Origin of the sequence: Paraburkholderia sp. A1BS-2L, assembly GCF_051125205.1 — a bacterium.
In the GTDB taxonomy this organism is placed as follows: Bacteria; Pseudomonadota; Gammaproteobacteria; order Burkholderiales; family Burkholderiaceae; genus Paraburkholderia.
This window is the reverse complement of record NZ_CP120428.1, coordinates 290516-314845: the sequence shown is the minus strand read 5'-3', so window position 1 is coordinate 314845 and position 24330 is coordinate 290516. Positions and strand designations below refer to the sequence as shown.

At 64.8% G+C, this 24330-nt stretch carries 23 protein-coding genes and 1 pseudogene; 8 read left to right on the top strand and 16 right to left on the bottom strand.

What is annotated here, in order from left to right; translation table 11 throughout:
* Positions 1-36: 36 nt before the first annotated feature.
* From coxB to P5W98_RS01370, 3 genes are all read right to left on the bottom strand, one after another.
* Positions 37-1656 carry a cytochrome c oxidase subunit II gene (coxB, locus tag P5W98_RS01380; RefSeq protein WP_434718168.1) on the bottom strand — a complete coding sequence of 540 codons (1620 nt, stop codon included), beginning with the start codon at positions 1654-1656 and terminating at the stop codon, positions 37-39.
* A 110-nt stretch (positions 1657-1766) separates the two neighbouring features.
* Positions 1767-2243, bottom strand: coding sequence for a DUF2244 domain-containing protein (locus P5W98_RS01375; protein WP_421022889.1), 477 nt, complete (start codon positions 2241-2243; stop codon positions 1767-1769).
* Positions 2244-2508: 265 nt separating this feature from the next.
* Positions 2509-3522 (bottom strand): methyltransferase domain-containing protein, encoded by a 1014-nt coding sequence (locus P5W98_RS01370; RefSeq protein ID WP_421022888.1) that lies wholly within the window; start codon positions 3520-3522, stop codon positions 2509-2511.
* A 204-nt stretch (positions 3523-3726) separates the two neighbouring features.
* Between P5W98_RS01370 and P5W98_RS01365 the strand changes: the two genes are divergently transcribed.
* Positions 3727-4536 carry a ComF family protein gene (locus P5W98_RS01365; RefSeq protein ID WP_421025151.1) on the top strand — a complete coding sequence of 270 codons (810 nt, stop codon included), beginning with the start codon at positions 3727-3729 and terminating at the stop codon, positions 4534-4536.
* A gap of 54 nt (positions 4537-4590) precedes the next feature.
* Entirely contained in the window at positions 4591-5061 is a 471-nt protein-coding gene (gene trmL, locus P5W98_RS01360) for a tRNA (uridine(34)/cytosine(34)/5-carboxymethylaminomethyluridine(34)-2'-O)-methyltransferase TrmL (RefSeq protein WP_421022887.1), read from the top strand.
* 33 nt (positions 5062-5094) lie between these two features.
* Here trmL and P5W98_RS01355 read toward each other — a convergent pair whose 3' ends face one another.
* From P5W98_RS01355 to P5W98_RS01335, 5 genes are all read right to left on the bottom strand, one after another.
* Positions 5095-5619 (bottom strand): O-acetyl-ADP-ribose deacetylase, encoded by a 525-nt coding sequence (locus P5W98_RS01355; RefSeq protein ID WP_421022886.1) that lies wholly within the window; start codon positions 5617-5619, stop codon positions 5095-5097.
* Between the two features lie 90 nt (positions 5620-5709).
* Positions 5710-6708, bottom strand: a complete 999-nt coding sequence (locus P5W98_RS01350; protein WP_434718167.1) for an NAD(P)H-dependent glycerol-3-phosphate dehydrogenase — start codon at positions 6706-6708, stop codon at positions 5710-5712.
* 35 nt (positions 6709-6743) lie between these two features.
* The gene (secB, locus tag P5W98_RS01345) at positions 6744-7211 is read right to left on the bottom strand and encodes a protein-export chaperone SecB (RefSeq protein ID WP_035523721.1); all 468 of its coding nucleotides are present in this window, start codon (positions 7209-7211) and stop codon (positions 6744-6746) included.
* Between the two features lie 179 nt (positions 7212-7390).
* The gene (gene grxC, locus P5W98_RS01340) at positions 7391-7654 is read right to left on the bottom strand and encodes a glutaredoxin 3 (RefSeq protein WP_238467058.1); all 264 of its coding nucleotides are present in this window, start codon (positions 7652-7654) and stop codon (positions 7391-7393) included.
* Positions 7651-8076, bottom strand: a complete 426-nt coding sequence (locus tag P5W98_RS01335; protein ID WP_421022884.1) for a rhodanese-like domain-containing protein — start codon at positions 8074-8076, stop codon at positions 7651-7653. The genes grxC and P5W98_RS01335 overlap by 4 nt, the downstream gene beginning before the upstream one ends.
* A 224-nt stretch (positions 8077-8300) precedes the next feature.
* Here P5W98_RS01335 and gpmA point away from each other — a divergent pair, with 224 nt between their 5' ends.
* The 3 genes from gpmA (at position 8301) to P5W98_RS01320 (ending at position 12019) form a co-directional block, all read left to right on the top strand.
* Positions 8301-9050 carry a 2,3-diphosphoglycerate-dependent phosphoglycerate mutase gene (gene gpmA / locus P5W98_RS01330; RefSeq protein WP_421022883.1) on the top strand — a complete coding sequence of 250 codons (750 nt, stop codon included), beginning with the start codon at positions 8301-8303 and terminating at the stop codon, positions 9048-9050.
* 449 nt (positions 9051-9499) lie between these two features.
* On the top strand, positions 9500-11071 hold the full coding sequence (locus P5W98_RS01325; protein ID WP_421022882.1) for a S41 family peptidase: 1572 nt from the start codon (positions 9500-9502) through the stop codon (positions 11069-11071).
* A 192-nt stretch (positions 11072-11263) separates the two neighbouring features.
* The gene (locus P5W98_RS01320; RefSeq protein WP_421022881.1) at positions 11264-12019 is read left to right on the top strand and encodes a HesA/MoeB/ThiF family protein; all 756 of its coding nucleotides are present in this window, start codon (positions 11264-11266) and stop codon (positions 12017-12019) included.
* 42 nt (positions 12020-12061) lie between these two features.
* On the opposite strand, the gene ptsP is transcribed toward P5W98_RS01320, so the two are convergent.
* From ptsP to P5W98_RS01285, 7 genes are all read right to left on the bottom strand, one after another.
* Positions 12062-13801, bottom strand: coding sequence for a phosphoenolpyruvate--protein phosphotransferase (gene ptsP, locus P5W98_RS01315; RefSeq protein WP_421073451.1), 1740 nt, complete (start codon positions 13799-13801; stop codon positions 12062-12064).
* A 234-nt stretch (positions 13802-14035) separates the two neighbouring features.
* Complete coding sequence (locus P5W98_RS01310; RefSeq protein ID WP_129561055.1) at positions 14036-14305, bottom strand: HPr family phosphocarrier protein; 270 nt, start codon at positions 14303-14305, stop codon at positions 14036-14038.
* A 175-nt stretch (positions 14306-14480) separates the two neighbouring features.
* The gene (locus tag P5W98_RS01305; protein ID WP_421022879.1) at positions 14481-15035 is read right to left on the bottom strand and encodes a PTS sugar transporter subunit IIA; all 555 of its coding nucleotides are present in this window, start codon (positions 15033-15035) and stop codon (positions 14481-14483) included.
* A 397-nt stretch (positions 15036-15432) separates the two neighbouring features.
* Positions 15433-16386, bottom strand: coding sequence for a glutathione synthase (gshB, locus tag P5W98_RS01300; protein ID WP_421022878.1), 954 nt, complete (start codon positions 16384-16386; stop codon positions 15433-15435).
* 114 nt (positions 16387-16500) lie between these two features.
* Complete coding sequence (gene gshA / locus P5W98_RS01295; protein WP_421022877.1) at positions 16501-17790, bottom strand: glutamate--cysteine ligase; 1290 nt, start codon at positions 17788-17790, stop codon at positions 16501-16503.
* Between the two features lie 381 nt (positions 17791-18171).
* A complete protein-coding gene (locus P5W98_RS01290) occupies positions 18172-19650 on the bottom strand; it encodes an ammonium transporter (protein ID WP_434718166.1) in 1479 nt (492 codons plus the stop codon).
* A gap of 50 nt (positions 19651-19700) precedes the next feature.
* On the bottom strand, positions 19701-20039 hold the full coding sequence (locus P5W98_RS01285) for a P-II family nitrogen regulator (protein ID WP_238467048.1): 339 nt from the start codon (positions 20037-20039) through the stop codon (positions 19701-19703).
* 485 nt (positions 20040-20524) lie between these two features.
* Between P5W98_RS01285 and P5W98_RS01280 the strand changes: the two genes are divergently transcribed.
* Positions 20525-20782: an accessory factor UbiK family protein gene (locus tag P5W98_RS01280; protein ID WP_421022875.1), complete on the top strand. Its 258-nt coding sequence runs from the start codon at positions 20525-20527 to the stop codon at positions 20780-20782.
* A gap of 141 nt (positions 20783-20923) precedes the next feature.
* A pseudogene (locus P5W98_RS01275) lies at positions 20924-22527 on the top strand (YifB family Mg chelatase-like AAA ATPase).
* Between the two features lie 410 nt (positions 22528-22937).
* Here P5W98_RS01275 and P5W98_RS01270 read toward each other — a convergent pair.
* Positions 22938-23492 carry a hypothetical protein gene (locus tag P5W98_RS01270; protein WP_421022864.1) on the bottom strand — a complete coding sequence of 185 codons (555 nt, stop codon included), beginning with the start codon at positions 23490-23492 and terminating at the stop codon, positions 22938-22940.
* Positions 23493-23721: 229 nt separating this feature from the next.
* Between P5W98_RS01270 and P5W98_RS01265 the strand changes: the two genes are divergently transcribed.
* Entirely contained in the window at positions 23722-24252 is a 531-nt protein-coding gene (locus P5W98_RS01265; protein ID WP_421022863.1) for a TlpA disulfide reductase family protein, read from the top strand.
* Positions 24253-24330: the final 78 nt, after the last annotated feature.

Genomic DNA, 24330 nt, shown 5'->3' with positions numbered 1-24330 from the left:
CCTTCTTTTCGCACGCCGGCGCCGATCAGCCCCCGCTCAGGCTGCCGGGCTGATTTCCACGCGCCGTGCTTCTTTCGCGTCGGCGCCGCCGGTAACCGTCTCCGGCTTCTTGAGGATGATGTGATCCTCGGCGATGCCCGCCGCTTTCAGCGCATCGCGCACAGCCTGCGCGCGATGCTTGGCGAGTTCCGCGTTGGTGTCTGCCTTGCCGCTCGCGTCGGTGAAACCCGAGAGCGTGAACTTCGCATCCGGATGCGCCTTCGCATAGTCGGCCGCAGCCTGGATTGCGTCTTTCGCGTCGGCCGGCAGCGTGCTCTTGCCGACTTCGAAATAGATGCTGGCCGGGAGCGCCGCTGCGTTGGTCTGCGCTGCGCCCGAAGCCTGCTCGGCGCCGCTTGCCGCGCCCGCCTGTTCCGCGCCGCTGGCTTGCGCTGCCGGCGCAGCTTCCGCCGCCGCTTGCGCGCCGCCTTCGGGCATCTTTCCGTTGCGTGCATCGGCGACCTGGCGCGGTTGCAGCATGTCGCCCATGTGGTTGCCCCATGCGTTGCGCTCGAACGTGATCACCGAGGCGATCTCGACATCGTTCAGCGTGGGCGCCCACGACGGCATCGCAGCCTTGCCGTGCAGGACGATGTTCACGTGGCCGGCGATCGGGCCGTTGGCGATCTTGCTGCCGTCGAGCGCCGGGAACGCGCCCGCACCCTTGCCGTTAGCCTGGTGGCAGGCCGCGCAGTTCGCTGCGTAGACCTTCTCGCCCCGCGCCTTGAGCTCGGCCATCGTGTAGGTCTTGTTTGGATCGTCGCTGGCGGCAGCCATCTTCGCCTTTTGCGTATCCACCCACTTTGCATAGGCCTCGTCGGACAACACCTCGACCACGACCGGCATGAACGCGTGTTCCTTGCCGCACAGTTCGGTACAGAAGCCGCGATAGGTGCCCACCTTCTCCGCCTTGAACCAGGTGTCGCGCACGAAGCCCGGAATGGCATCCTGCTTCACGCCGAACGCGGGCACGTACCACGAGTGCACAACGTCGTTGGCGGTCGTGATGACGCGGATCTTCTTGTTGACCGGCACGACGAGCGGGTTATCGACTTCCTGCAGATACGTGTCGCTGATCGGCGCCAGGCCGTTCACTTGCGAGCGCGGCGTCGTGAGCGTCGAAATGAAGCTGATGCCCTCGCCCGGACCCTTCACGTAGTCGTAGCCCCACTTCCACTGGTAGCCGGTGACTTTGACGGTGACGTCGGCGTTGGTCGTGTCCTTCATGGCGACGACAGCCTTGGTGGCCGGCAGTGCCATCAGCACGACGATCACGAACGGCACGATCGTCCAGATGATTTCAACGGTCGTGCTTTCGTGAAAATGCGAAGCTTTATGGCCCTTCGATTTACGATGTGCGTACATCGAATAGAACATGACGCCGAATACACCGATAAAAATCACGGCGCACAACAGCAGCATCATCATGTGCAGGTTATAAAGCTCTTCTGCGATGCGCGTGACGGGCGGCTGGAAATTGATCTCATTGACGGCGGGGCCGCCCGGACTGTCTCCGACAGCGAGTGCCGAGCCGGCGACGAGGAGTCCGCTGCACGCCAGCACGCCCTGTAGGGCTCGCTTGATTGTTTTCATAGCTTCCTTACCCATAAATTCCATTCAAACCCTCGACCCCGCAGGAAGGTTCTGCAACCAGGTCACGCCCTGGGTGCGCGTCATTTAAAGACTCGCACGCTGAATGAACCCCACCCTGCCACGCGTTTGCGCATTCAAGCGGCGCGCGCGAGCCACATGCGCAGTTCCCGCGCGAACTGCGCACGCCGATACTGCGGCAAATGCAAACCGACTGCGACCGCCTGGCCGCGGGACACGAGACGTACCGGATCGCGTGGGGTCGCGCCCGGTTCGACCCGGACCCAGCGGGGATTGAATTCGAACTGCGTGAGCGCTTCGGCGCTCATCTGCTCGATCACCAGCCGGTTCGGATAAAGCCTGATACGTTCGTAATCGACAGCATGGCGCGCATACACCAAAAACGCGCCACCCGCTACCAACAGATCGATGCCTGTAAACGGCAATACCAGCCAGGCGCCACGGATCAACAACAGAACGGCGATCGCGATGGAAACTAGCGCCAGCGATACATAGAACAACACGAATTGCCTGGGCGAAACCGAGCAGTTGCGCTTCATGATCCAGTCCTTCAGGACCGGCTCCGGACTCGCCAGCAGATCAGACGTCTGCATTGCTCGCCTCCCCCACTGCAACACTCGCAGACTATCGCCGCTTGCTGCCTTACACAACTGCGGGAGATCTGGACTTGCTGCGTAAGATTTAGGGCGGCAATCGATGCAGCAACCGACGCATTATAGGCGCGATCCCGAGCACCCACAAGCAAGCCACAATCTGCCGCAAACCCAATACCGACGGGGCTTTCAGCGGTTTTTCGATAATTTTTCGAGGGCTTTTCGGGCGCTAATTTCAGGCATAACGAAAGCCCCCCTTATCACGTTAGCGATTCCTGGTCGGACCACGTCCAATATCTTCTATGCGTACGATACCGTGACCTTCCGCTGTCGTGCGAGGCACAGCCTTCCACGCGTGCCCATAGATTATTTCGAAGGTGAGCGCAATCGTACCTGCGTTAGGTCCATCCTTCAAACGGCGTGCCTCCAGCGCGTCCGCGAGCGAGCGATTGAGACGCCGCGAGGCGAGCCCTTCGGCGTGGTCGCTTTCATGACGCTCATGGCCTTCGCGCGAGAATACGCGGTTAAACGGATAAGCGCCCCAGCGGCGCACATCGGCGAGCAGCTTCTCCGGCGTCTTGTATGTGACAGTAAGCGTCTCCTGGTCCATCACCGGAATCTCGAAGCCGTTCTCGACGAGCATGTCGCCGAGATCGTGCATGTCGACGAAATCGATCACGTGAGGCCGCGTGGGCACGCCATGCGCGGCTTCGACTTCGGCCCAGGCGCCGCGCAATTCCTTGAGCGTGTCGGGGCCGAGCGTGCTGAACATGAGCAGGCCGTTCACCTTGAGCACGCGCTGCCATTCGCCGAACACGAGATCGGGACGTGGGTGCCAATGCAAGGCGAGATTCGACCAGAGCAGCTCGAACGCTTCACGCGCAAACGGCAACTCGGCGAAGTCGGCCTGCGCGAAACGCGGACCGCGCGCGCCGAGCGCACGGCCAATCGAAGCGGGAAGAAAACGCCGCCAGCTCGTGTCGCCGGCGTCATGCGCACGGGCGCGCTCGAGCATCGCGAAAGAGAGGTCAGTGCCGAATACGGGCGCTTCGGGAAAGCGCTCGCGCAGATGGGGAAGGTCGTCGCCGGGTCCGCAGCCCATGTCGAGCACGCTCGCGGGATTCACCTTGATGTATTCGAGGCGCTCGCGCATGCGTCCGGCGATTTCGCGCGGCAGGAACGCAACCTCGTCGAACGTCGCCGCACGGCGGTCGAATATCCGTCGAAGATAGCGCGATTCGTAGGCCGGACGGCCGGGTCTGGGGTGAGACGGAGACATGTCGGTCGTATTGGCGAAGTCTGCGAAGTATACTCGCTCACTCTCATTCCTTCAGTCGCGAGTCTCGAACCTGGTCCGGGCCGTCCATCCATGCCGCAGCAGCACGCACCGTCACCCGCTTCGGCGTCAAGCCAATCGCCCGCATTACGGCGTGCTTGTGCTGCGGAAAAAACCGGAGCGAAAGCTCAGGCTTTGCGACGCGCCTTGGCGCGCGTGCGGCTCAGCGCGCGAACGCACTGGCCGCGGCTTACCGGGTTCGTGCTGCCCAATCTGTGTCCATTATGCGGCAATTTGTCGCGCTACACGTCCAGGGCATCCAACGGCATGCACAACAGCACGCGCGCCGTGCTGTGCGCGGCTTGCGATGCGGCGTACTGGAATGAGGCGCGTCTGCGCTGCACCGTTTGCGCGCTGCCGCTTTCGGGCATGCGTCGCGCAACGCGGCACGCGCGGGCCGGCGAGCGCTACCGGTGTGACGCTTGCGTGAAATCACCGCCCGCGTTCGACGCCACGCTGGCGCTCGCGGACTATCGCGCCCCGCTCGATGCGCTCGCGCTCGGCCTGAAGTTTCGCGCGCGGCTCGCGCTCGGAGAAGAATTCGCGCGGCGTCTCGCACACGCGGCCGTCGACGTGCTCGATACCGGCGACGCACCTGGTCTCATCATGCCGGTGCCGCTCTCGCGCGAACGTCTGATCGAGCGCGGCTACAACCAGGCATGGGAGATCGCGCGACCGCTCGCCCGCGCGCTCGGCACGCGCGCCGACGTTACCCTGGTGCGCCGCACGCTGCACACGGCGGCGCAATCGAAGCTCGACCGCGAAACCCGCCGCCGCAACGTGGGCCGTGCGTTCGCGCTCACGCGCGCGGACCATGGCTTGAGCGGCCTGCATGTGGGCGTGGTCGACGACGTGATGACCTCGGGCGCAACACTCGATGCGCTCGCGCATACGCTCAAGGCAGCGGGCGCGCGCCGCGTGACGAATTTCGTCGCGCTGCGCACGCCGAAGGACTGAACCTCGCCTTTCGCCGTTTTTCGTTTTTATCGTTTTTTTCAGACTCTCATCGCCATGTTCAATGTCGTTCTCGTCGAACCGGAAATTCCACCGAACACCGGCAACGTGATCCGCCTATGCGCGAACACCGGCGCGCGGCTGCATCTGATCGAGCCGCTCGGCTTCCCGCTCGACGACGCGAAAATGCGCCGCGCCGGCCTCGACTATCACGAATACGCGCAAATGCACGTGCACCGCAACTGGGATACCTTCATTGCCGCCGAAACGCCCGACCCATCGCGCATGTTCGCGTTCACGACGCGCGGCTCGGGGCGCTTTCACGATCACGCATTCTTGCCGGGCGACTGGTTCGTGTTCGGCGCGGAAACGCGCGGGTTGCCCGACGCGCTGCTCGAACTTTTCGCGCCCGAGCAGCGCGTGCGCCTGCCGATGCGGCCTGGCAACCGCAGCCTGAATCTGTCGAACACCGTGGCCGTGGTCGCGTTCGAAGCATGGCGTCAGTCAGGCTTCGAAGGTGGGGAATGAAGGATGAGCGAAGCGCGCACGCTCAGTGCGCATTCAGCGCAAACTCAACTCGCGCACGTAACGTGCGTGCATCGCTTCGTCGAAGCACGCGAATACGGCTCGCTCGAACGAGCGCTCGGCACTGAGCACGTCGACCACGGTCTGCACCGCGATCTTCACGGCCTCGTCGGGCGGAAAGCGATAAATGCCGCAACTGATCGCCGGAAACGCAATGCTCTTCACACCGGCTGCACGCGCGCATTCGAGTGAGCGCCGATAGCACGACGCGAGCAACGACGCCTCGTCGCGCGCGCCGCCGTTCCACACGGGCCCGACCGTGTGAATCACATGTTTCGCGGGGAGCCGGTAGCCGGCGGTGATCTTCGCGTCGCCGGTCGAGCAGCCGTTCAGCGTCTCGCATTCGCGCAGCAACTGCGGCCCGGCTGCGCGATGGATCGCGCCATCCACGCCGCCGCCGCCCAGCAGCGACGTGTTCGCGGCGTTCACGATGGCGTCGACATGCAGCGTAGTGATGTCGACGACTTGCGCTTCGATACGGCAATTTCCAATGGTGAGCATGACGGTCCTCCGGTTCCACGCACAGCGATTCGCGTTGAGGCCGGCGGCTAAAGCCTGAGCGCGACGCCGGGAGCCGGAAGAAATCGCGCCCTACTCCGCCTTCGCGTCGCGCCTGAGCAGTGCACTCACGGCATCGCGCGCAGCCACGCCATCGAACAGCACGGCGCATACCGCCTGGGTAATCGGCATTTCGATATTGTGCGCGCGCGCGAGGGCAAGCACGGCGCGCGCGCAGCGCACGCCTTCGGCGACATGGCCGAGCGCGCCGAGGATGTCGTCGAGCGTGCGGCCGCTCGCAAGCTGCTTGCCCACAGTGCGGTTGCGCGAGAGGTCGCCCGTCGCGGTGAGGATGAGGTCGCCGAGGCCCGTGAGGCCGTTGAAGGTCTCGGCGCGCCCGCCGAGCGTCACGCCAAGGCGCGTCATCTCCGCGAGACCGCGCGTGATGAGCGCGGCGCGCGCATTCAGGCCAAGGCCGAGGCCGTCGGAGATGCCGGTCGCAATTGCGAGCACGTTCTTGACCGCGCCGCCCACTTCCACGCCCACGACGTCGTCGCCGGTATAGATGCGCATCGCGCGATGATGGAAGGCAGCGAGCGTACGCTCGCGGCAGGCGGCCGACGCGCTCGCGACCGTTAGCGCGACCGGCAGGCCCTCGCCCACCTCGCGCGCGAAGCTCGGCCCCGAAAGCACGCCGTTGCTCGGGTGCCCGGGCAGTTCGGCCGCCACGACCTGATGCGGCATGAGCTGCGAATCGGCCTCGAAGCCCTTGCACAGCCACACGAAGTGCGCGGGCACGCGGTTCATGCCGCGCATGGCGCGCAGCATGTCGCGCAGACCCGCCACGGGCGTGCCGAGCACGACCAGATCCGCCTCGCCCGACGCATGGTCGAGCGCGGCGGCCAGATCCGTTTCGTAGTGGAGTTTCTTTGGCAGCGAGATGCCCGCGAGATAGCGGGCGTTCTCGTGCGTCTGGCGCATTGCATTGACGAGCGCGGCATCGCGCGCCCACAACACCGTGTCATGCGCCTGGGCCAGGTGCCCTGCCAGCGCGGTGCCCCACGCTCCGGCGCCGAGAACGGCCACTTTCATTCCGATACTCCGCACCGGTGATTTCGTTTCAGCGCTCAATGCGTGGCGTTGCTCGCGCCTTCCTGCTGCTGCGCGATCTGCTGAAGGCGTTGCTCGTAGAGCGCCTGGAAGTTGATCTCGGCTAGGTGGATCGGCGGGAAGCCCGCACGCGTGATCGCGTCGGCAATGTTCGAGCGCAGGTACGGGAACAGGATGGTCGGGCAAGCGATGCCGACGAGCGGATCGATCTGTTCCGCCGGGATGTTGCGGATGTCGAAAATGCCCGCTTGCTTGGCTTCGATCAGGAACGCCACCTTGTCTTTGATCTTCGCGGTCACCGTGCCGGTCACGAGAATCTCGAACACCGATTCCGCGAGACGCTCGGCCTTCACGTCGACTTCCACTTCCACCGAAGGCATATCCTGCTCGAGGAAGATGGCCGGCGAATTCGGCTGCTCGAGCGACAGGTCCTTGAGGTAGATGCGCTGGATGTTGAAGAACGGCTGGTTGTTCTCGTCAGACATGGTGTATGGCTTCCTGATTAAATTGAGTTGCAACCGCACAGTATCGCTTCGTCTCGCTAAACCGAGGCAATGCCGTGCAGCCGCAATGAGCAGCAACAGACGACAACGCGCCCGCGCAAGCCTTGCCGGCTTGCGCGGGCGAAAAACCGTGGCGCACTGACGCGCCGTTTAAAACTGCGTCAGGCTGCTGCTTCGAGCAGCGGCATCAAGCCGCCGGCGCGGTCGAGCGCGGAGAGGTCATCGTAACCGCCCACATGCGTCTCGCCGATGAAAACCTGCGGTACCGTCCGGCGGCCGGTGCGCGTCATCATCTCTTCGCGGCGCGCCGGGTCCCGGTCGATCAGCACCTTCTCGATATGGTCGACGCCGCGCGACTTTAAAAGACGCTCGGCCATCTGGCAATACGGGCACACCTGGGTGCTGTACATGACCACCTTGTTCACTTCGAAGCTCCTTGTTTCACGACCGGCATGCCGGCCTGCTGCCAGGCGTTCACGCCGCCGTCCAGCACGTGGACTTCGGCAAAACCGGCATCCTTCACGAGGCGCTGCGCCTTGTGCGACTGCTGGCCCGTCTGGCAGACCAGCAACACCGGGTTGCTCTTGTTCTTCACGAACTGGGCAACCTTGGTCTGCAGCTCGCCGAATTCCAGATGGCGGGCAGCGGGCAGGTGGCCCTTCGCGAAGTCGTCCGCGGAACGCAGATCGATCACCACCGCGTTGCGGCGGTTGATGAGCTGCGTCGCCTCGGCGGCGGAAACGCCGCTGCGCCCGCCGCGCTTGAGCGTCGGCCACAGGAGCAACGCTCCTGAGATGAGGACGATCGCGATGAGTACAAGGTTGATGTAATTGGTAAAGAACGTCACGGATGATCCGCCGGGAAAAAGAGAAATCGGTGAGAAACTGATTCGGGCAATCCGCTCATTATAAAATAACCGTTTGTCGCAAGGTTGCCGCCCACCAGCCCGGGTGCGCAATCGCGTATGCGACCCGCAGGACCGGACCGCCGCAGCGAGGCAGCCGCACGACCGGCGCCCCAGGCGCACCCCGGCCCCGATTACCGCTTCCTTCACTACCGACCGTCATTTTCATGTTCAAACTTGTACTCATCCGCCACGGCGAATCGACGTGGAACAAGGAAAACCGCTTCACCGGCTGGGTCGACGTCGACCTGACCGAAAAGGGTAATCTCGAAGCGCAGCAGGCCGGCCAGCTGCTCAAGGCGTCGGGCTATTCGTTCGACATCGCGTACACGTCCGTGCTCAAGCGCGCGATCCGCACGCTCTGGCACGTGCAGGACCAGATGGACGAAATGTACCTGCCCGTGGTCCACTCGTGGCGCCTGAACGAACGTCACTACGGTGCGCTTTCGGGCCTGAACAAGGCGGAAACCGCCGCCAAATACGGCGACGATCAGGTACTGGTCTGGCGCCGCAGCTACGACACGCCGCCGCCCGCGCTCGAGCCCGCCGACCCGCGCACGGCCTACGACGATCCGCGCTACGCGAAGGTGCCGCGCGAAGAGCTGCCGCTCACCGAGTGCCTGAAGGACACGGTGGCACGCGTGCTGCCGCTGTGGAACGAATCGATCGCGCCGGCCATCAAGGCGGGCAAGAAGGTCGTGATTGCCGCGCACGGCAACTCGATCCGCGCACTCGTGAAGTATCTCGACAATATTTCGGACTCGGACATCGTCGGCCTGAACATTCCGAACGGTGTGCCGCTCGTGTATGAGCTCGACGAGAACCTCAAGCCCATCAAGCACTACTATCTTGGCGACGCCGACGCCATCGCGAAGGCCGCAGCCGCCGTCGCGAACCAGGGCAAGAAGGCCGGCTAAGTCCCACAAGCCCTCCAAGCCTTTTCTCGCCCGTATTGCATCGAAACCGCCGCCCCGCCAGTCGCGCTGGGTCGGCGGTTCAGCAGCAGTTCTGCGGCAACTCACTCCCGTGTCTCAAGCGTTTCAAGCGGGTAAATCCTTCCGCGTTTCCGGCTTCGCTGACAAACTTGCCACCTCGCGGCCAGCCCACCGCCACCGCACTGCCAGTTTCCCGCCAGCCCCGCGCCTGGCAAGACCTGGCGGCACGCAATGTGCGAACCCCGCTGCGTCTGGACTGTCGAACCCGCAACGTTCGCCGCGCCCTGCCGCTCGAATCGCGCTCGCGGACATCACCTCCGTCAGCCCCAATCGCGCCTTATACACAGAGCGGTCAAGTGTGCAGTTATACTTGTCCGTCGCTTTTCCATTAGACGCTGCCCCGCGCCTTTCGACCGCACGCAACAATCTCTATGCGAAAGAACCTCAAAAACATCGGCCTGATCGCTGCTGGCCTCGCGACCGGCGTATTTGCCACTTTGCAGATCTCCGCTTCGGCGCAGCAAACCCAGCAAACCGTGATCGAGCCGCTGCCGCTCGACCAGCTCCGGCTCTTCGCCGAAGTGTTCGGCCAGATCAAGCATGAGTACGTCACGCCGGTCGACGACAAGAAGCTCCTCACCGCCGCCATCAAGGGCATGGTGTCGAGTCTCGACCCGCACTCGTCGTATCTCGACAAGACCGACTATCAAGAGCTCCAGGAGCAGACCAAGGGTCGCTTCGCCGGCCTCGGCATCGAGATTTCGTCGGAAGACGGTTTGATCAAGGTCATCTCACCGATTGAAGACACGCCCGCGTTCCGCGCCGGCATCCGTCCGGGAGACCTCATCACGCGCATCAACGACAAGCCCGTGCGCGGCATGACGCTCGACCAGGCCGTCAAGCAGATGCGCGGCGACCCGGGCACGAAGGTCACGCTCACGATCTTCCGCAAGACCGACGACCGCACCTTCCCGCTCACCATCACGCGCGCCATCATCAAGGTGCAGAGCGTGAAGTCGAAGATCCTGCAGCCGGGCTACGCCTATGTGCGCATCACGAGCTTCCAGGAACGCACGGTCCCCGACCTCGCCGCGAAGCTCCAGGACATCGCGCGCCAGGAACCGAATCTCAAGGGCTTCATTCTTGATCTGCGCAACAACGGCGGCGGCCTGCTGCAAAGCGCCGTGGGCGTGGCGGGCGCGTTCCTGCCGCCGGATTCGGTCGTGGTGTCCACGAACGGCCAAATCCCGGACTCCAAGCAGGTCTACCGCGACACCTACGAGAACTACCGCCTGCCTTCGTTCGACGGCGACCCGCTCAAGAACGAGCCGGCTGAGTTCAAGACCGTGCCGATGATCGTGCTGACCAACGCCTATTCGGCTTCGGCTTCGGAAATCGTGGCGGGCGCGCTGCAGGACCAGAAGCGTGCGCTCATCATCGGCAAGACGACGTTCGGCAAGGGCTCGGTGCAGACCGTGCGTCCGATGACCGCCGACACGGCGCTGCGCCTGACCACGGCGTACTACTACACGCCGAGCGGGCGCTCGATCCAGAACAAGGGCATCCGTCCTGACATTCCGGTCGATCAATACGCCGAGGGCGATCCGGACGACGCACTCGTGACGCGCGAGGTCGATTACCAGAACCACCTTGCGAACACGCAGGATCCGAACGAGAAGAAGGAACAGGAAGCGCGCGAGCAGGAGCGCATGGACATGCTGCGCCAGCTCGAGGAGCAGAACGACAAGAAGACGCCGGAGCAGCGTCAGAAGGACCGCGAGCGCAAGCCCGTCGAGTTCGGCACGGCCGACGACTTCATGCTCCAGCAGGCGGTGAACAAGCTCCAGGGCAAGCCGGTGACGGAATCGAAGTCGCTGATGGAACGCCGGCTCGCGCAGCAGAAGCCGCCGAAGTCGGCTTCTGCGCCGATCGCCGTGCAGCCGTCCGCCTCCGCGCCAGCGGCGGGCTCCCCAGCCGCACCGGCCTCCGCGCCGGCGAAGTAATACCGGCGTCCGGCCAGTGGCTTCGCCGCTGGCTCGCCGTGTGTTCGCCTTTGTGCATCACCGTCCTCGCGGCCCGCGCAACGTGGGCCGCGAGGACGAAGCGCCCCGCGCCAGTACAATGAGGTTTCCGTACTCCCGGCGCGCGTCACGGCTCCCCGCCCATCGCAGCGCCCCAGCTCCGTGCGCATCGCGATGAACGACGACCAACTCCTCCGCTATTCCCGCCATATCCTCGTCGACGAGATCGGCATCGAGGCGCAGCAGCGCTTTCTCGACGCGCATGCGCTCGTGATCGGCGCGGGCGGCCTCGGCTCGCCGGCGGCCATGTATCTCGCGGCCTCGGGCGTGGGCACACTCACGCTCGTCGATAACGACACTGTCGACCTCACCAATCTGCAGCGGCAGATCATGCACGAGACGGCTTCGGTGGGCCACGCCAAGGTCGAGTCGGGCCGCGACGCCATCGCGCGCCTGAATCCCGAGGTGAAGGTCCATGCCGTGCAGGCGCGCATCGACGATGCGTGGCTAGATGCCCACGTGCCGGGCGCGAGCGTCGTACTCGACTGCACCGACAACTTCGCCACGCGTCACGCCATCAACCGCGCGTGCGTGAAGCATAGCGTGCCACTCGTCTCGGGCGCGGCGTTGCGCTTCGACGGGCAGATCAGCACTTTCGATTTCCGCGACGCGGCCTCGCCCTGCTATGCGTGCGTGTTCCCCGAGGACCAGCCCTTCGAGGAGGTCGCGTGCTCGACGATGGGCGTGTTTGCGCCCACGGTGGGGATCATCGGTGCGATGCAGGCCGCCGAGGCGCTGCGTGTGATCGGCGAGATCGGCACGCCGCTCGTCGGCCGGCTGATGATGCTGGACTCGCTGCGCATGGAATGGAACACGATGCGTGTCGCGCGTCAGCCCGATTGTCCGGTGTGCGGCGAGCGCCACGGCTGAGCGCGCTTTTCGCCAAGGCGGCTCGCGAGCGCCACAAACCGGCTACGCGAGCGCGAGCCGCTCCAGCGCCGCCTGCAGTTCCTCGGGCTCGTAGGCCGCCAGCACGTCGGCCACCGGCTTCTCGAGCGCCTTGATCTGCGAGCGCAGGATCTCCTGCTTCACCACGAGCAACTGGCTCGGATGCATCGAGAATTCGGTGAGCCCCATGCCGAGCAGCAGGCGCGTGAGCTGCGGATCGCCGGCCATCTCCCCGCACACCGAGACCGGCACGCCCACGCGCTTGGCCTCGCGCAGCGTATGCGCGATCAACTGAAGCACGGCCGGATGCAGCGGGTCGTAGAGATCGGCCACGGCGTTGTCGGCGCGGTCGATCGCCAGCGTGTACTGGATCAGGTCGTTAGTGCCGATCGAAAGGAAATCCAGACGCCGCAGGAACATCGGCAGCGCCAGCGCCGCCGCCGGAATCTCGATCATCGCGCCCACTTGCACGTTCCGGTCGTAGGCGAGCCCCGCATCGTCGAGCTGGCGCTTGGCCTCGCGAATGAGGTCGAGTGTCTGGTCGATCTGCTGCGCGTGCGCGAGCATCGGCACCAGGATCTTGACCGTGCCGAACGCCGACGCGCGCAAGATCGCGCGCAATTGCGTAAGGAACATCTGCGGCTCGGACAGGCTCCAGCGGATCGCGCGCAGGCCGAGCGCCGGGTTCGCGGCGGTCTCGTAGCCATCGCCTCCGCCTATCGAGTCGAGCGGCTTGTCCGCGCCCACGTCGATCGTGCGAATCGTCACGGGCAGCCCGTTCATCAACTCGGCCGCCCGGCGGTAGGCGACGAACTGCTCCTCCTCCTCAGGCAACCGGTCCTTGTGGTTCATGAACAGGAACTCGGTGCGGAACAGGCCCACGCCCGTCGCGCCGGCGTCGAGCGCCGCCTGCGCGTCCTCGGGCAGCTCGATGTTCGCGTAGAGCTCGATCTTCGCGCCGCACAATGTTTGCGTGGGCGAGAACTTCAGGCGCTGCAGCTTGCGCCGCTCGAGCGCCATCTCACTTTGCCGGTAGGTGTACTCCTCCAGCACGATGGGCGCGGGATCGACGATCACGACGCCGTGGTCGCCATCGACGATGATGAGGTCGTCCTGGCGAATCAGTGCGCTGGCCTGCTGCACGCCCACGGCGGCCGGAATGCCGAGACTGCGCGCGACGATCGCCGTATGCGAGGTGCGGCCGCCCAGATCGGTGACGAAGCCCTGAAACGTCTGCCCCTTGAACTGCAGCATGTCGGCAGGCGCGATGTCGTGCGCAACCACGATCATCTCATCGCAGCCGCCGTGCAGCGCCGCGGGCGAGGCGCCCGCGAGCGCCTTCAGCACGCGCTCGGCCACCTGCTCGATGTCGGCCTTGCGCTCGCGCAGGTATTCGTCCTCGACATCGTCGAAATGGCGCGTGAGGCGTTCGAGCTGCTCGGTGAGCGCCCACTCCACATTGAAGCGGCGCGTGCGGATGAGGTCGATGGTCTCCTGAACGAGCATGACGTCTTTCAGGATCATGAGATGCACGTCGATGAAGGCGCCCATTTCGGTGGGCGCGTCGGCGGCGAGGTCGGCGCGCAGTATATCGAGCTCCCGCTCGACGAGCGCGAGCGCGGCGCGAAAGCGCTCGATTTCGCCTTCGATCTGCGGCGGCTCGATCAGATAGTGGTCGACGTCGAGCGCAGCCGGGGCGATCAGATACGCTCGCCCGATGGCAATACCGCGTGATACGGGAATCCCATGCAGCGTGAACGGCACGCGCACCTCCTCTGGTTATGTGATGCCGCGGCAAACCGCTGCAATGCGCTCTCTCTGACCCCGACTTTCATTATAAATTCCGCAGCGCGCCGATGTGGCCTCGCGCGGCCCGACAATAAAAACGCCGCGAACAAGCGCGGCGTCGTGGAGGTGGCGTGGCGGCAGTCCGTGGCGCCGGCAATGATCAGAGCGGCGGCAAGTACCGGGAAGACATAGCACGCCGATACGTGGAATTCACTGGCCTTCGCCGAATTTGTCGGCGATGAGCTTGAGCATCGCGCCCATGGCGTCGGCTTCGTCGGGGCCTTCGGTTTCGATCAGCACCGTGCTGCCGATGCCGGCCGCCAGCATCATCACGCCCATGATGCTCTTGGCGTTGATCCGGCGGCCATTGCGGCTCATCCAGATTTCCGACTGATAGTTGCCGGCCAGTTGCGTCAGCTTCGCCGACGCGCGTGCATGCAGGCCGAGTTTGTTCACGATGGTCGTTTCTTGTTGCAGCATAGTTCGTCGATCCAGGCGCAGTGTGTTGATGTAATGCTCGGTGATTGTGCGTCGCTCGCGCGGGACGTGGGCGCTGTGCGGCCGCTGCGTTTGGCGGTTTTGCCCGTGCGGGTTGCTCCCGCAGTTGGCAACCCGGCCGACCGGTCACCTGCCGGCGGCCAGGCCGATTGCCAGCTCAGGCCGCGCCGGCAGGCTTCAGGACTCCGGCAGCAAAGCCGCTCGGCGCCTTGGCGCTTTCCGTTCCGCCCGCGAGGCTTGCTGCGCCCGCCGCGGCCTGCTCCGCCGCATCGGCGGCAGCCTCGGCGCACGGCGTGGGTGCGCAGCCGCATTCGGGCGCGGGCGTGCCCGGCCCGATCGTCTGAATGCCCTTGCTCGCACCTGCAAGCGCTTTTTCCACCAGCATATCGAGCGACGTCGTGCGGTAGCACACGGCGCGCACGAGCATCGGCAGATTGACGCCCGCCAGCACGCGCACCTGTGGCACGGTGGCAAGCCGGGCAGCGATATTCGAAGGCGTGGCGCCGAACATGTCGGTGAGCACGAGCGCGCCGTTCTCCTCGCGCAGACGCTCGATTTCGGACGTCGCCTGCGCGACCACCTCGGCGGGGTCGCTGTCGGGCAACACATCGAGCGCGCCGATGCGCGCCGGACAGCCACCATAGATATGAGCGATGCACTCGCGCAGCGCGGTGGCGAGCGGTGCGTGGGCGATGATCAGAATTCCTGCCATATCAGTACTCGCCGGGCCGCCCCAAGGGTACTGACACCCCCTCGGGGGGCAGCGAACGCAGGGCGCGTTGGGGGTAGTTCATATTTCAGCGTGACTGCAAATGACGGCTTCAGTTGATGCCGGGCCTGTCCCGGCAGCGCCGAACCTGTGGCCAGCCGTGAGCCAGCAGGGTCGGAACATACGCCGCGCGGCTACCCGGGCGCGCCTTGAAGCACATCTCGAGGCACACCGGACAACCGCCGCGAAACGCAGGCTCGCGGCATTGTAACAGGGTCATTTTCGCGCACACCAAGCGGTTTTGCTTGTAGTTTTGCGTTGCGAAATACTCATGCGCCGGACACCCCCGGCTACACAGGCCCCAGCCCTCATCAACTACATGGCGCCGCCGCGCGGGGAATCAAGCCGCCGCGCGCTCCAGCGCGTCGATGAACATCGCTGCCACGTCGAAGCCGGTCTGCTCCATGATTTCGCGAAAGCAGGTCGGGCTCGTCACGTTGACTTCGGTGAGCCAGTCACCAATAGCATCGAGCCCCACGAGCAGCAGGCCGCGTGCCGCGAGCACCGGTCCGAGCGCCTTCGCGATCTCCATGTCGCGCGCGGTGAGCGGCTGCGCGACGCCCAGGCCGCCCGCCGCGAGGTTGCCGCGCACCTCGTTGCCCTGCGGAATGCGTGCGAGCGAATACGGCACCGGCTCGCCGCCGATCAGCAGGATGCGCTTGTCGCCTGCCTTGATTTCAGGGATGAACTTCTGCGCCATCACACTGCGCGCGCCGTCGTGGCTCAGCATCTCGATGATCGAGCCGAGGTTCATGCCGTCCGCCTTCACGCGAAACACGCCCATGCCGCCCATGCCGTCGAGCGGCTTGAGGATCACGTCCTGATGCTCTTCGTGGAACTTGCGCAGGCGGGCCGCGCTGCGCGTGACGAGCGTGGGCGCAACGAACTGCGGAAATTCGCCGATGGCGAGCTTTTCCGAGTGATCGCGAATCGATTGCGGCTTGTTGAAGATCTTCGCGCCCGCGCGCTCGGCGATTTCGAGCAGCCACGTGGAGGTCACATACTCCATGTCGAACGGGGGGTCCTTGCGCATGATGACCGCATCGAAACCGGTAAGCGCGCGCTCGTCCTGCGTGGCCTTGAACCAGGTTTCACGATGCAGGTCCGCCGTGTCGCCGACAATGTCGAAGCGCCGCACGTCGGCTTCGACCTGGCCGTTCACCCATGCCAGATGCTGGGGCTCGCACGCAAACAGCGTATGGCCGCGCTTCGCGGCCTCGGCCATCATCGCGTAAGTCGAGTCCTTGTAGATCTTGAACCGCTCGAGCGGATCGGCGATGAAGAGAATGTCCATATCGTCTCTGCCTTGTCCCTGCCTGGTGCCCGCTTCGTGCGGGGCGTTATGACGGCAACGCCCGCTCAGGGCGGGCGCTGCGTTGAATTTTCCGAAAAACGACGGTCGCGAGGCTTACACCTGAATCGCCTCGGGGTCGGTCTTCTCCAGCTCGACCGACGCCGCGAGCAAGCCCAGACGCGCCACCACGCCGTACATGTAGAAGCGGTTGGGCGGCGCCGCGCCCGGCTTTGCGCGCGTGTCGGGCAGCGCCGTGTGCTCGAAGCCGAGCGGCACGTAGTGCATGCCCGGCGCATTCAGATTCTGGTCGCGCTCGCGGCTGCCATGCGCGCGGTAGAAACCGCCCACCACATAGCGGTCGATCATGTAGACGACCGGCTCGGCCACTTCGTCGCCAATATGCTCGAACGTGTAGACGCCCTCCTGCACGATCACGTCGCGCACTTCGAGTCCGTCCTTCGTGGCCGACATCTTCGCACGTTCGCGCTTGGTGAGCGCGGCGACCTCGGAGGCGTCGTGCACCGTCATCACGCCGCGGCCGTCGGTGCCGGCGTCGGACTTGATCACCACGTAGGGTTTTTCGGTGATGCCATACTCGCGATACTTCTTCGCGATCTTCTTGAGCACCGCGTCGATAGACGCCGCCAGCTTCTCCTCGCCCGTGCGCGCCTCGAAATCGACGCCTTCCACGTGCGCGAAGTACGGATTGATCATCCACGGATCGACGCCCACCATCTTCGCGAACTTCTTCGCCACGTCGTCGTAGCAGGAAAAGTGTGTGGACTTGCGGCGCACCGCCCAGCCCGCGTGCAGCGGCGGCAGCACGTATTGCTCGTGCAGGTTCTCCAGCACCGGCGGAATGCCGCCCGAGAGATCGTTGTTCAGCAGGATCGAGCACGGATCGAAGTTCTTCAGACCCAAACGCCGCTGCGAGCGCTCGAGTGGCTCGAGCACGATCTTCTGGCCATCCGCGAGCGAGATCGTGACCGGCCCGGCGATGGTTTCGTCGAGCGTGCCGAAGCGCACGTTCAGGCCCGCCTGGCGCATGATCGTGGCCAGGCGCGCGACGTTCTCCAGATAGAACGCATTGCGCGTGTGCATCTCGGGGATCACGAGCAGGTTCTTGGCGTCCGGGCAGATCTTTTCGATGGCCGCCATGGCGGCCTGCACGGCGAGCGGCAGCACTTCCTGCGGCAGGCAGTTGAAGGCGCCCGGAAACAGATTGGTGTCGACCGGCGCGAGCTTGAAGCCGGCGTTGCGCAAGTCCACCGAACAGTAGAACGGCGGCGTGTGCTCCATCCATTCAAGGCGGAACCAGCGCTCGATGGACGGCGTCGCGTCGAGGATGCGCTGCTCGAGTTCGAGAAGCGGACCGTTCAACGCCGTAACCAGATGCGGGACCATAAGGTAATACTCGCGGACAAAAGCTGATTGAGGGTAAGCAAACCGGGAGCGTATCTGGGGACGATTGCAGTGGTTGCAAGACGGCCTTTCCCTTACTGTTCATAGGGTTATAGCCGCCACGCCCTGCTCCCGGCCATGCGCCCCACCATCTAGAACGAATATCCATTCTGGACCGCGCGCAGGGTCCGGCGCAATGGAGACACACGAAAAGAAGGGGCACTAACGCCAACGTGAAGGAAATCAGGCTTATTCCCTTCTCGCATTGCGTGCGCCCTGAAAAAGAAAAAGGGCCCGCCGTGTGAGGCGGGCCCAGGTCGCTGCGCTCCGTACTGCCTGCTTGCTATTTTTTGCTGCTTATCGATTCAAACCTGCGCGGCACGTTCATTCCACGCGTTCGCCGTGCAGAACCACGTCGAGGCCTTCGCGCTCTTCTTCTTCGCTCACGCGCAGGCCCATCACCATGTCGATCACCTTGAGCAGGACGAAGCTCACCACGCCGCTGTAGACGAGGGTCGTGAGCACGCCCTTGGCCTGGAGGATGACGCTTCCATCCGCGCCGCCGATGTCCTTCACTGCGAACACGCCGGTCAGCAGCGCACCGATGATGCCGCCCACGCCGTGCACGCCGAACGCGTCGAGCGAATCGTCATAGTTGAACTTGTGCTTGAGCCAGGTGGCCGACCAGAAGCAGACCACGCCCGCCACCACGCCGATCACGATCGCGCCCATCACGCCGACGAAGCCCGACGCCGGCGTCACGGCCACAAGCCCCGCCACCGCGCCCGAAGCGATGCCGAGCACCGAGGGCTTGCCCTTGGCGATCCACTCCGCGAACATCCAGCCGAGCGCCGCGCAGGCGGTCGCCACTTGCGTCGTGAGCATCGCGAAGCCGGCACGGCCGTCGGCGGCGACTGCCGAGCCCGCGTTGAAGCCGAACCAGCCCACCCACAGCATGGCCGCGCCGATCAGCGTGAGCACGAGGTTGTGCGGCGCCATGGCTTCGCGGCCATAGCCCACGCGCTTGCCGAGCACGATGCAGCACACGAGACCCGCGATGCCGGCGTTGATGTGCACCACCGTGCCGCCTGCGAAGTCGAGAATGCCTGCGCTCGCGAGCCAGCCCGTCGGCTCCCACACGATGTGCGCGATCGGCGCGTAGACGATGATCGACCACAGCGACATGAACACGAGCATCGCCGAGAACTTCATGCGGTCGGCGAACGCGCCGGTGATGAGCGCCGGCGTGATGATCGCGAACGTCATTTGATAGACGAAGTACACGGTCTCGGGGATGGTCGGCGCGAGGTGGCTCACGGTGAGCGTCGTCGCCTTGTCGCCCTTGATGTAGTTCATGCCCTCGAGGAACACGCGCGAGAAGCCGCCGATGAACGCGTTGCCCGGCGTGAACGCGAGGGTGTAACCCACCACCGTCCAGATCACCGTCACGAGGCAGGTGATCGCGAAGCTCTGCATGAGCGTCGCGAGCACGTTCTTCTTGCGGACCATGCCGCCGTAGAAGAGCGCGAGGCCCGGAATCGTCATGAACAGGACGAGCGCGGTGGAGGTGAGCATCCACGCGGTGTCGCCCGAGTTGATCTTCGACGAATCCACCGAGAACGGCGCGGTCGGAGCCGCGGGCGCGGCTGCTGCAGCGGCCGAGGCGTCGGCGGGCGCGCTTGCAGCGGGGGCGGGGGCGGCTGCGGCCGCCGGGGCCGATGCTGCGGGCGCGGAGGCCGCGGGAGCCGATGCTGCCGGCGCGGAGGCTGCGGTGGGTGCGGACGCATCGTCGGCCAGTGCGGCGCCGATGCCGCCGGCCAGCAGCGAGCCGGCCATCAGCAGGGACATCAAAAGTTTGCGCATCTCGGTTTCCTCTAGTCTCTCTCGTCTGTCACAAGGACTTTATTGGGTACTCACAGCGCGTCGGCGCCGGTCTCGCCGGTGCGGATGCGAATGACTTGTTCGATGGGGGCGACGAAGATCTTGCCGTCGCCGATCTTGCCGGTGCGGGCGGCGCGCTCGATCGCCTCGATGGCCTGATCGACGATGTCGTCGGAGACGGCGGCTTCGATCTTGACCTTGGGCAGGAAATCGACGACGTATTCCGCGCCCCGGTATAGCTCGGTGTGCCCCTTCTGACGGCCGAAGCCCTTCACCTCGGTGACCGTGATCCCCGAGACGCCAATAGCCGAGAGGGCCTCGCGCGCCTCATCGAGCTTGAACGGCTTGATGATTGCTGTGATTAGTTTCATGTAGTCCTCGTTGCGGTTGCTGTGCCGTTGTTCCGTAGTGATGCCGTATGCGTGATTCAGTGCGAAGCAGTATTAGCAACACCCGTGCCAATTAACGCGGACCGCTTTTCTGATGGATTTCGATGCACGAATCCCGCAAGCCGTGGACAATGCCGATCCACGCATGCCAATCCCCGCCACGCGGGCGGGCGCGGCCTGCGCCGGGGTCCTGGCCGAACGGCCAGCGCGCGGGCCGCGCGGTGGCGGCGCCTGTCGATCGTTGCTAGAGTGTTTTCAGTCAGGCCGGCGCGGCGCCCGGGCATCGCAGGCATGTCAGCGCCCCACATGAGGCGCCGCAGGCACATGGCGGGCGCGCCGTGCACCAGTTGCGCTCACGGGCTGCACGCCTCGCACCAGGATTGGTCACGATCCAAAGCGAGGCACAGTCGAAACGAAATCTGCACACTTTTTGTGCAGCGAATTGATTAAGTAGTAAGGGGAACCGAATGAAACAGCCAAACGACGTATTCAACGATCTGCAATCGAAAATGGGCGAGCTCTTGAAGAACTCGCCGGCGCGCGACGTCGAGCGCAATTTGCGCGCCATGCTCTCACAAGGCTTTTCGAAGCTCGATCTCGTTACCCGCGAAGAGTTCGACGCGCAGACGCAAGTGCTGGTGCGCACGCGTCAGCGCCTCGAAGAGCTCGAGCGCCGCGTGGCTGAACTCGAACAGAAGCAGCCGGTGACTGGCCAGTCATCCTGATTAATTCGGTGCACCACCGCTAAGGCAAGCGAGCCGTAACCGTTCCGCAATGGAACCGTAAAGGGGCACGCGCGTCACCAGCCTGGCGCATGAAGGGTGGCTTCATCGGCTCACCGTCGTGTGCCCCTTCCGGAGATTTCCATGTCGCTTGCCGTGGTGCGTAGCCGCGCGCCGGCTGCTGGCCGCGCGCCCGATGTGACCGTAGAAGTCCATCTAGCCAATGGGTTGCCGTCGTTTTCGATCGTCGGCCTGCCCGACCTCGAAGTGCGCGAAAGCCGTGAACGCGTGCGCGCGGCACTCTCTAACTGCGGCTTCGACTTTCCTGTGCGCCGCATCACCGTGAATCTCGCGCCCGCCGACTTGCCGAAAGAGTCGGGCCGCTTCGACTTGCCCATCGCGCTCGGCATTCTCGCCGCGAGCGGTCAGATTCCCGCTGCGTCGCTCACGCCCGCGCGCGAATTCGCGGGCGAACTCTCGCTCTCGGGCGCGGTGCGCCCCATGCGCGGCGCGTTCGCGATGGCGTGCGGCACAGCGCGCGCGCAACCCGGCGCGCCGCAGCCGCCCGAAACGCATGACGCGGCGCCCGCGCACGCCCGTTTCGAAGCATTAGCCTCGTGCGCGCGCGCACCCGAGCTCTACCTGCCCGCCGACAATGCTGCCGAGGCCGCGCTCGTACCCGGCGTGGATGTCTATGCCGTTCCCGACCTGCGCACGCTCTGCGCGCACCTTTCGGGCGAAGAGGGCGCGTGCCTCGCGCCCGTGCGAGCCGCCGCACTCGACGCGGCACCGGCCACGCCGCCCCCCGATATGGCCGACGTGATCGGCCAGCGCGGCGCGCGCCGCGCGCTCGAAGTCGCGGCAGCGGGCGGCCACCATCTGTTAATGATCGGGCCGCCGGGCGCGGGCAAGTCGATGCTCGCCGCGCGCCTGCCCGGCCTCCTGCCGCCGATGACCGACGCCGAGGCGCTCGCCAGCGCCGCCCTGCTTTCGGCGAGCTCGTTCGGTTTCTCGCCGCAGCAATGGCGGCGGCGGCCGTTTCGCGCGCCGCACCACTCGTCCAGCGCGGCGGCGCTGATCGGCGGACGCAATCCGCCTCAGCCCGGCGAGATCACGCTCGCCCATTCAGGTGTCCTGTTTCTCGATGAATTAGGGAGTTCGACCGCCACGTGCTGGAGACCTTGCGCGAACCCCTCGAAGCAGGCTCGATCACCATCTCGCGCGCGGCGTGGCAGACCGACTTTCCCGCCGCCTGCCAGCTGGTCGCCGCCATGAATCCCTGTCCGTGCGGCTGGCGCGGCGACCCTTCGGGGCGCTGCCGCTGCACGCCCGAGGCGGCGGCGCGCTATCGCCGCAAACTCTCGGGGCCGCTACTCGACCGCATCGACATCCAGATCGAGATTCCCGCGCTCCCGCCTGCCGAACTCGCCTCGCGCGCCAACGCGCCCGGCGAACCGAGCGCGGCCGTGGCCGCCCGCGTGGCAGCAGCGCGCGGGCGCCAGATCGCCCGCCAGGGCAAGACCAATCGCGAATTGAGCGGACGCGAGACCGACTCGGTCTGTCGCCCCGATGCAGCGGGCGAAGCACTGCTGCGCGAGGCTGGCGAGCGCTTCGGCTGGTCGGCGCGCGCATACTATCGCGCGCTCAAGGTAGCGCGCACAATCGCCGACCTCGCGGATGCGCCCATGCCCGATGCAGCACACGTCGCGGAAGCGGTGCAGTACCGGCGCGTATTTAGCGATCAGTAGTACGCATTAACGGGGACGCATCGGCGCGGACTGAGCAATGCGCGCAGCTGGGCGCCGAAACGCGCCTTCAACCTTCAGATGGATCAAAAAAAGGAAGTCAAGACTTGACTTATGCACATTTTGTCGTGTGAGCAGCAATTTCTTGCACGATTCGCATTCAGCGTCGACCCAAAACGCAAGCCATTGATTTTTATACAATTAAAGTTCTGCCGAGAAGCACGCCAAACTAACAAAAAGCCCACAGCGTGGCCTTTTGCGAGCGATGATCCGTCTTTTTCCACAAAGTTACCCACAGGACCTGTGGGTAACTCGTAAACCTTCAATGAAATCCGGGAATTAGCCCGTAAACCCAGGATTGCACATTCACTTTCGGCTGCAATCGCTTGTCGCTCCGTAATCCTAAGATGCGCTCAATGGAGCTTGAACGATTGGAAGAACTGATCGACCTGCTCGGGCGCCGGCTGCTCGCGGCCCACGATCGCCAACTGGTAGGCATGCGCCCCTTTGGCGACGAGCCGCGCGTGGATCGTGCGCTGGTCCTCCGTCGCCCCGGCCTTGCCCGCGAGTTCCATGTCGACGCCCTCGACCGAGCCTCCCGCCTCGACCGGCACCGCTACCGCGCGCGTCTGGGGCATCGCGCCCACGTTGTGCGCAAGCCCCGCGCTCAGGTACGCCAGCGCTTTTTGCTGCGTGGCCGGCTGCGCGTCAGGCAGGTCGAGCGTGCCGACCACGAACACCGCGCCGTTCACCTCGGCGGTCTGGACCCGCATGCGCATCGGTGTGCCGGCCACGTCGAGGCTGCGCTGATCCGAGCCGGGCTTGGCGGGCAAATCGACGCTATAGCCGCTTGCATCGTTCGAAATCGTGCGCCAGTCGTAGGTGGGCGAACAGGCGATGAGCGGCGCGAGCACACCCGCCAACGCAAGCCCGGCCGCCGCGCGAACGACAGCAGTGCGCAGGAACATGAGCAAGGGCGACGGCACAAACCACGAAAGACGGGCGCGGGAGAAAACGTTGGAGACCATAAGACGCGAACGGAGGCGGCCAAAAAGTGTGAGGGAACGAGGAAACGGCTGAGCGGGACATTATCCCTGGCTTATGCCCGCCCGTGCCGATGCAACCGCTATGCCGGGAAATTCGGCGCTACAATAGTCCGGCTCATTTCCGCGCCCAGAGGCGCCCGAGGCTTCATTCATGTCCGCATCCCCGACACCTCCGAAGGCGCGCTCCAGCGCGATCCGCAGCATCGGCGCCTTAGTGGTTGCAGCCGCGCTGGCCATCGCCGGCTATTTCGCGTTCTTCGGCAGCCAGCAACGCGTGCCCGACGCCACCTTCACGCTGCTCTCCGGTCAAAAGGTCTCGACCGCCGATCTCAAGGGCAAGGTCTATCTCGTCAACTTCTGGGCGACGAGCTGCACCACCTGCATGAAGGAAATGCCCCAGATGATCCAGACCTATAACCGGTTCAAGGGCGAAGGCCTCGAATTCGTCGCCGTGGCGATGAACTATGACGCGCCCATGTACGTCGTCAATTACGCGCAGACGCGCCAGTTGCCGTTCAAGGTGGCCATGGACGACGGCTCGGCGGCCAAACAGTTCGGCAACGTCCAGCTCACGCCCACCACCTTCGTGATCGACCGCGACGGCAAGATTCTCAAGCGCTACGTGGGCGAGCCGAAATTCGCGGAACTCGACGCATTGCTGCAAAAGGCGCTGGCGACCTGACGCGCCTCGCACACGAGGCAGCGCCGGACACAAACGGCAGCGGAAAATCCGCTGCCGTTTTCGTTTGCGCCACCCTCG

Coding starts and splice junctions, on each gene's coding strand:
- P5W98_RS01290 (WP_434718166.1), bottom strand. CDS start 19,650: ATGCGCAAACTTTTGATGTCCCTGCTGATGGCCGGCTCGCTGCTGGCC.
- P5W98_RS01350 (WP_434718167.1), bottom strand. CDS start 6,708: ATGAAAGTGGCCGTTCTCGGCGCCGGAGCGTGGGGCACCGCGCTGGCA.
- P5W98_RS01320 (WP_421022881.1), top strand. CDS start 11,264: ATGAACGACGACCAACTCCTCCGCTATTCCCGCCATATCCTCGTCGAC.
- gshA (WP_421022877.1), bottom strand. CDS start 17,790: ATGGTCCCGCATCTGGTTACGGCGTTGAACGGTCCGCTTCTCGAACTC.
- P5W98_RS01280 (WP_421022875.1), top strand. CDS start 20,525: ATGAAACAGCCAAACGACGTATTCAACGATCTGCAATCGAAAATGGGC.
- P5W98_RS01265 (WP_421022863.1), top strand. CDS start 23,722: ATGTCCGCATCCCCGACACCTCCGAAGGCGCGCTCCAGCGCGATCCGC.
- P5W98_RS01370 (WP_421022888.1), bottom strand. CDS start 3,522: ATGTCTCCGTCTCACCCCAGACCCGGCCGTCCGGCCTACGAATCGCGC.
- P5W98_RS01355 (WP_421022886.1), bottom strand. CDS start 5,619: ATGCTCACCATTGGAAATTGCCGTATCGAAGCGCAAGTCGTCGACATC.
- P5W98_RS01325 (WP_421022882.1), top strand. CDS start 9,500: ATGCGAAAGAACCTCAAAAACATCGGCCTGATCGCTGCTGGCCTCGCG.
- P5W98_RS01375 (WP_421022889.1), bottom strand. CDS start 2,243: ATGCAGACGTCTGATCTGCTGGCGAGTCCGGAGCCGGTCCTGAAGGAC.
- trmL (WP_421022887.1), top strand. CDS start 4,591: ATGTTCAATGTCGTTCTCGTCGAACCGGAAATTCCACCGAACACCGGC.
- coxB (WP_434718168.1), bottom strand. CDS start 1,656: ATGGAATTTATGGGTAAGGAAGCTATGAAAACAATCAAGCGAGCCCTA.
- P5W98_RS01285 (WP_238467048.1), bottom strand. CDS start 20,039: ATGAAACTAATCACAGCAATCATCAAGCCGTTCAAGCTCGATGAGGCG.
- secB (WP_035523721.1), bottom strand. CDS start 7,211: ATGTCTGACGAGAACAACCAGCCGTTCTTCAACATCCAGCGCATCTAC.
- P5W98_RS01310 (WP_129561055.1), bottom strand. CDS start 14,305: ATGCTGCAACAAGAAACGACCATCGTGAACAAACTCGGCCTGCATGCA.
- gpmA (WP_421022883.1), top strand. CDS start 8,301: ATGTTCAAACTTGTACTCATCCGCCACGGCGAATCGACGTGGAACAAG.
- P5W98_RS01305 (WP_421022879.1), bottom strand. CDS start 15,035: ATGGCAGGAATTCTGATCATCGCCCACGCACCGCTCGCCACCGCGCTG.
- gshB (WP_421022878.1), bottom strand. CDS start 16,386: ATGGACATTCTCTTCATCGCCGATCCGCTCGAGCGGTTCAAGATCTAC.
- P5W98_RS01270 (WP_421022864.1), bottom strand. CDS start 23,492: ATGTTCCTGCGCACTGCTGTCGTTCGCGCGGCGGCCGGGCTTGCGTTG.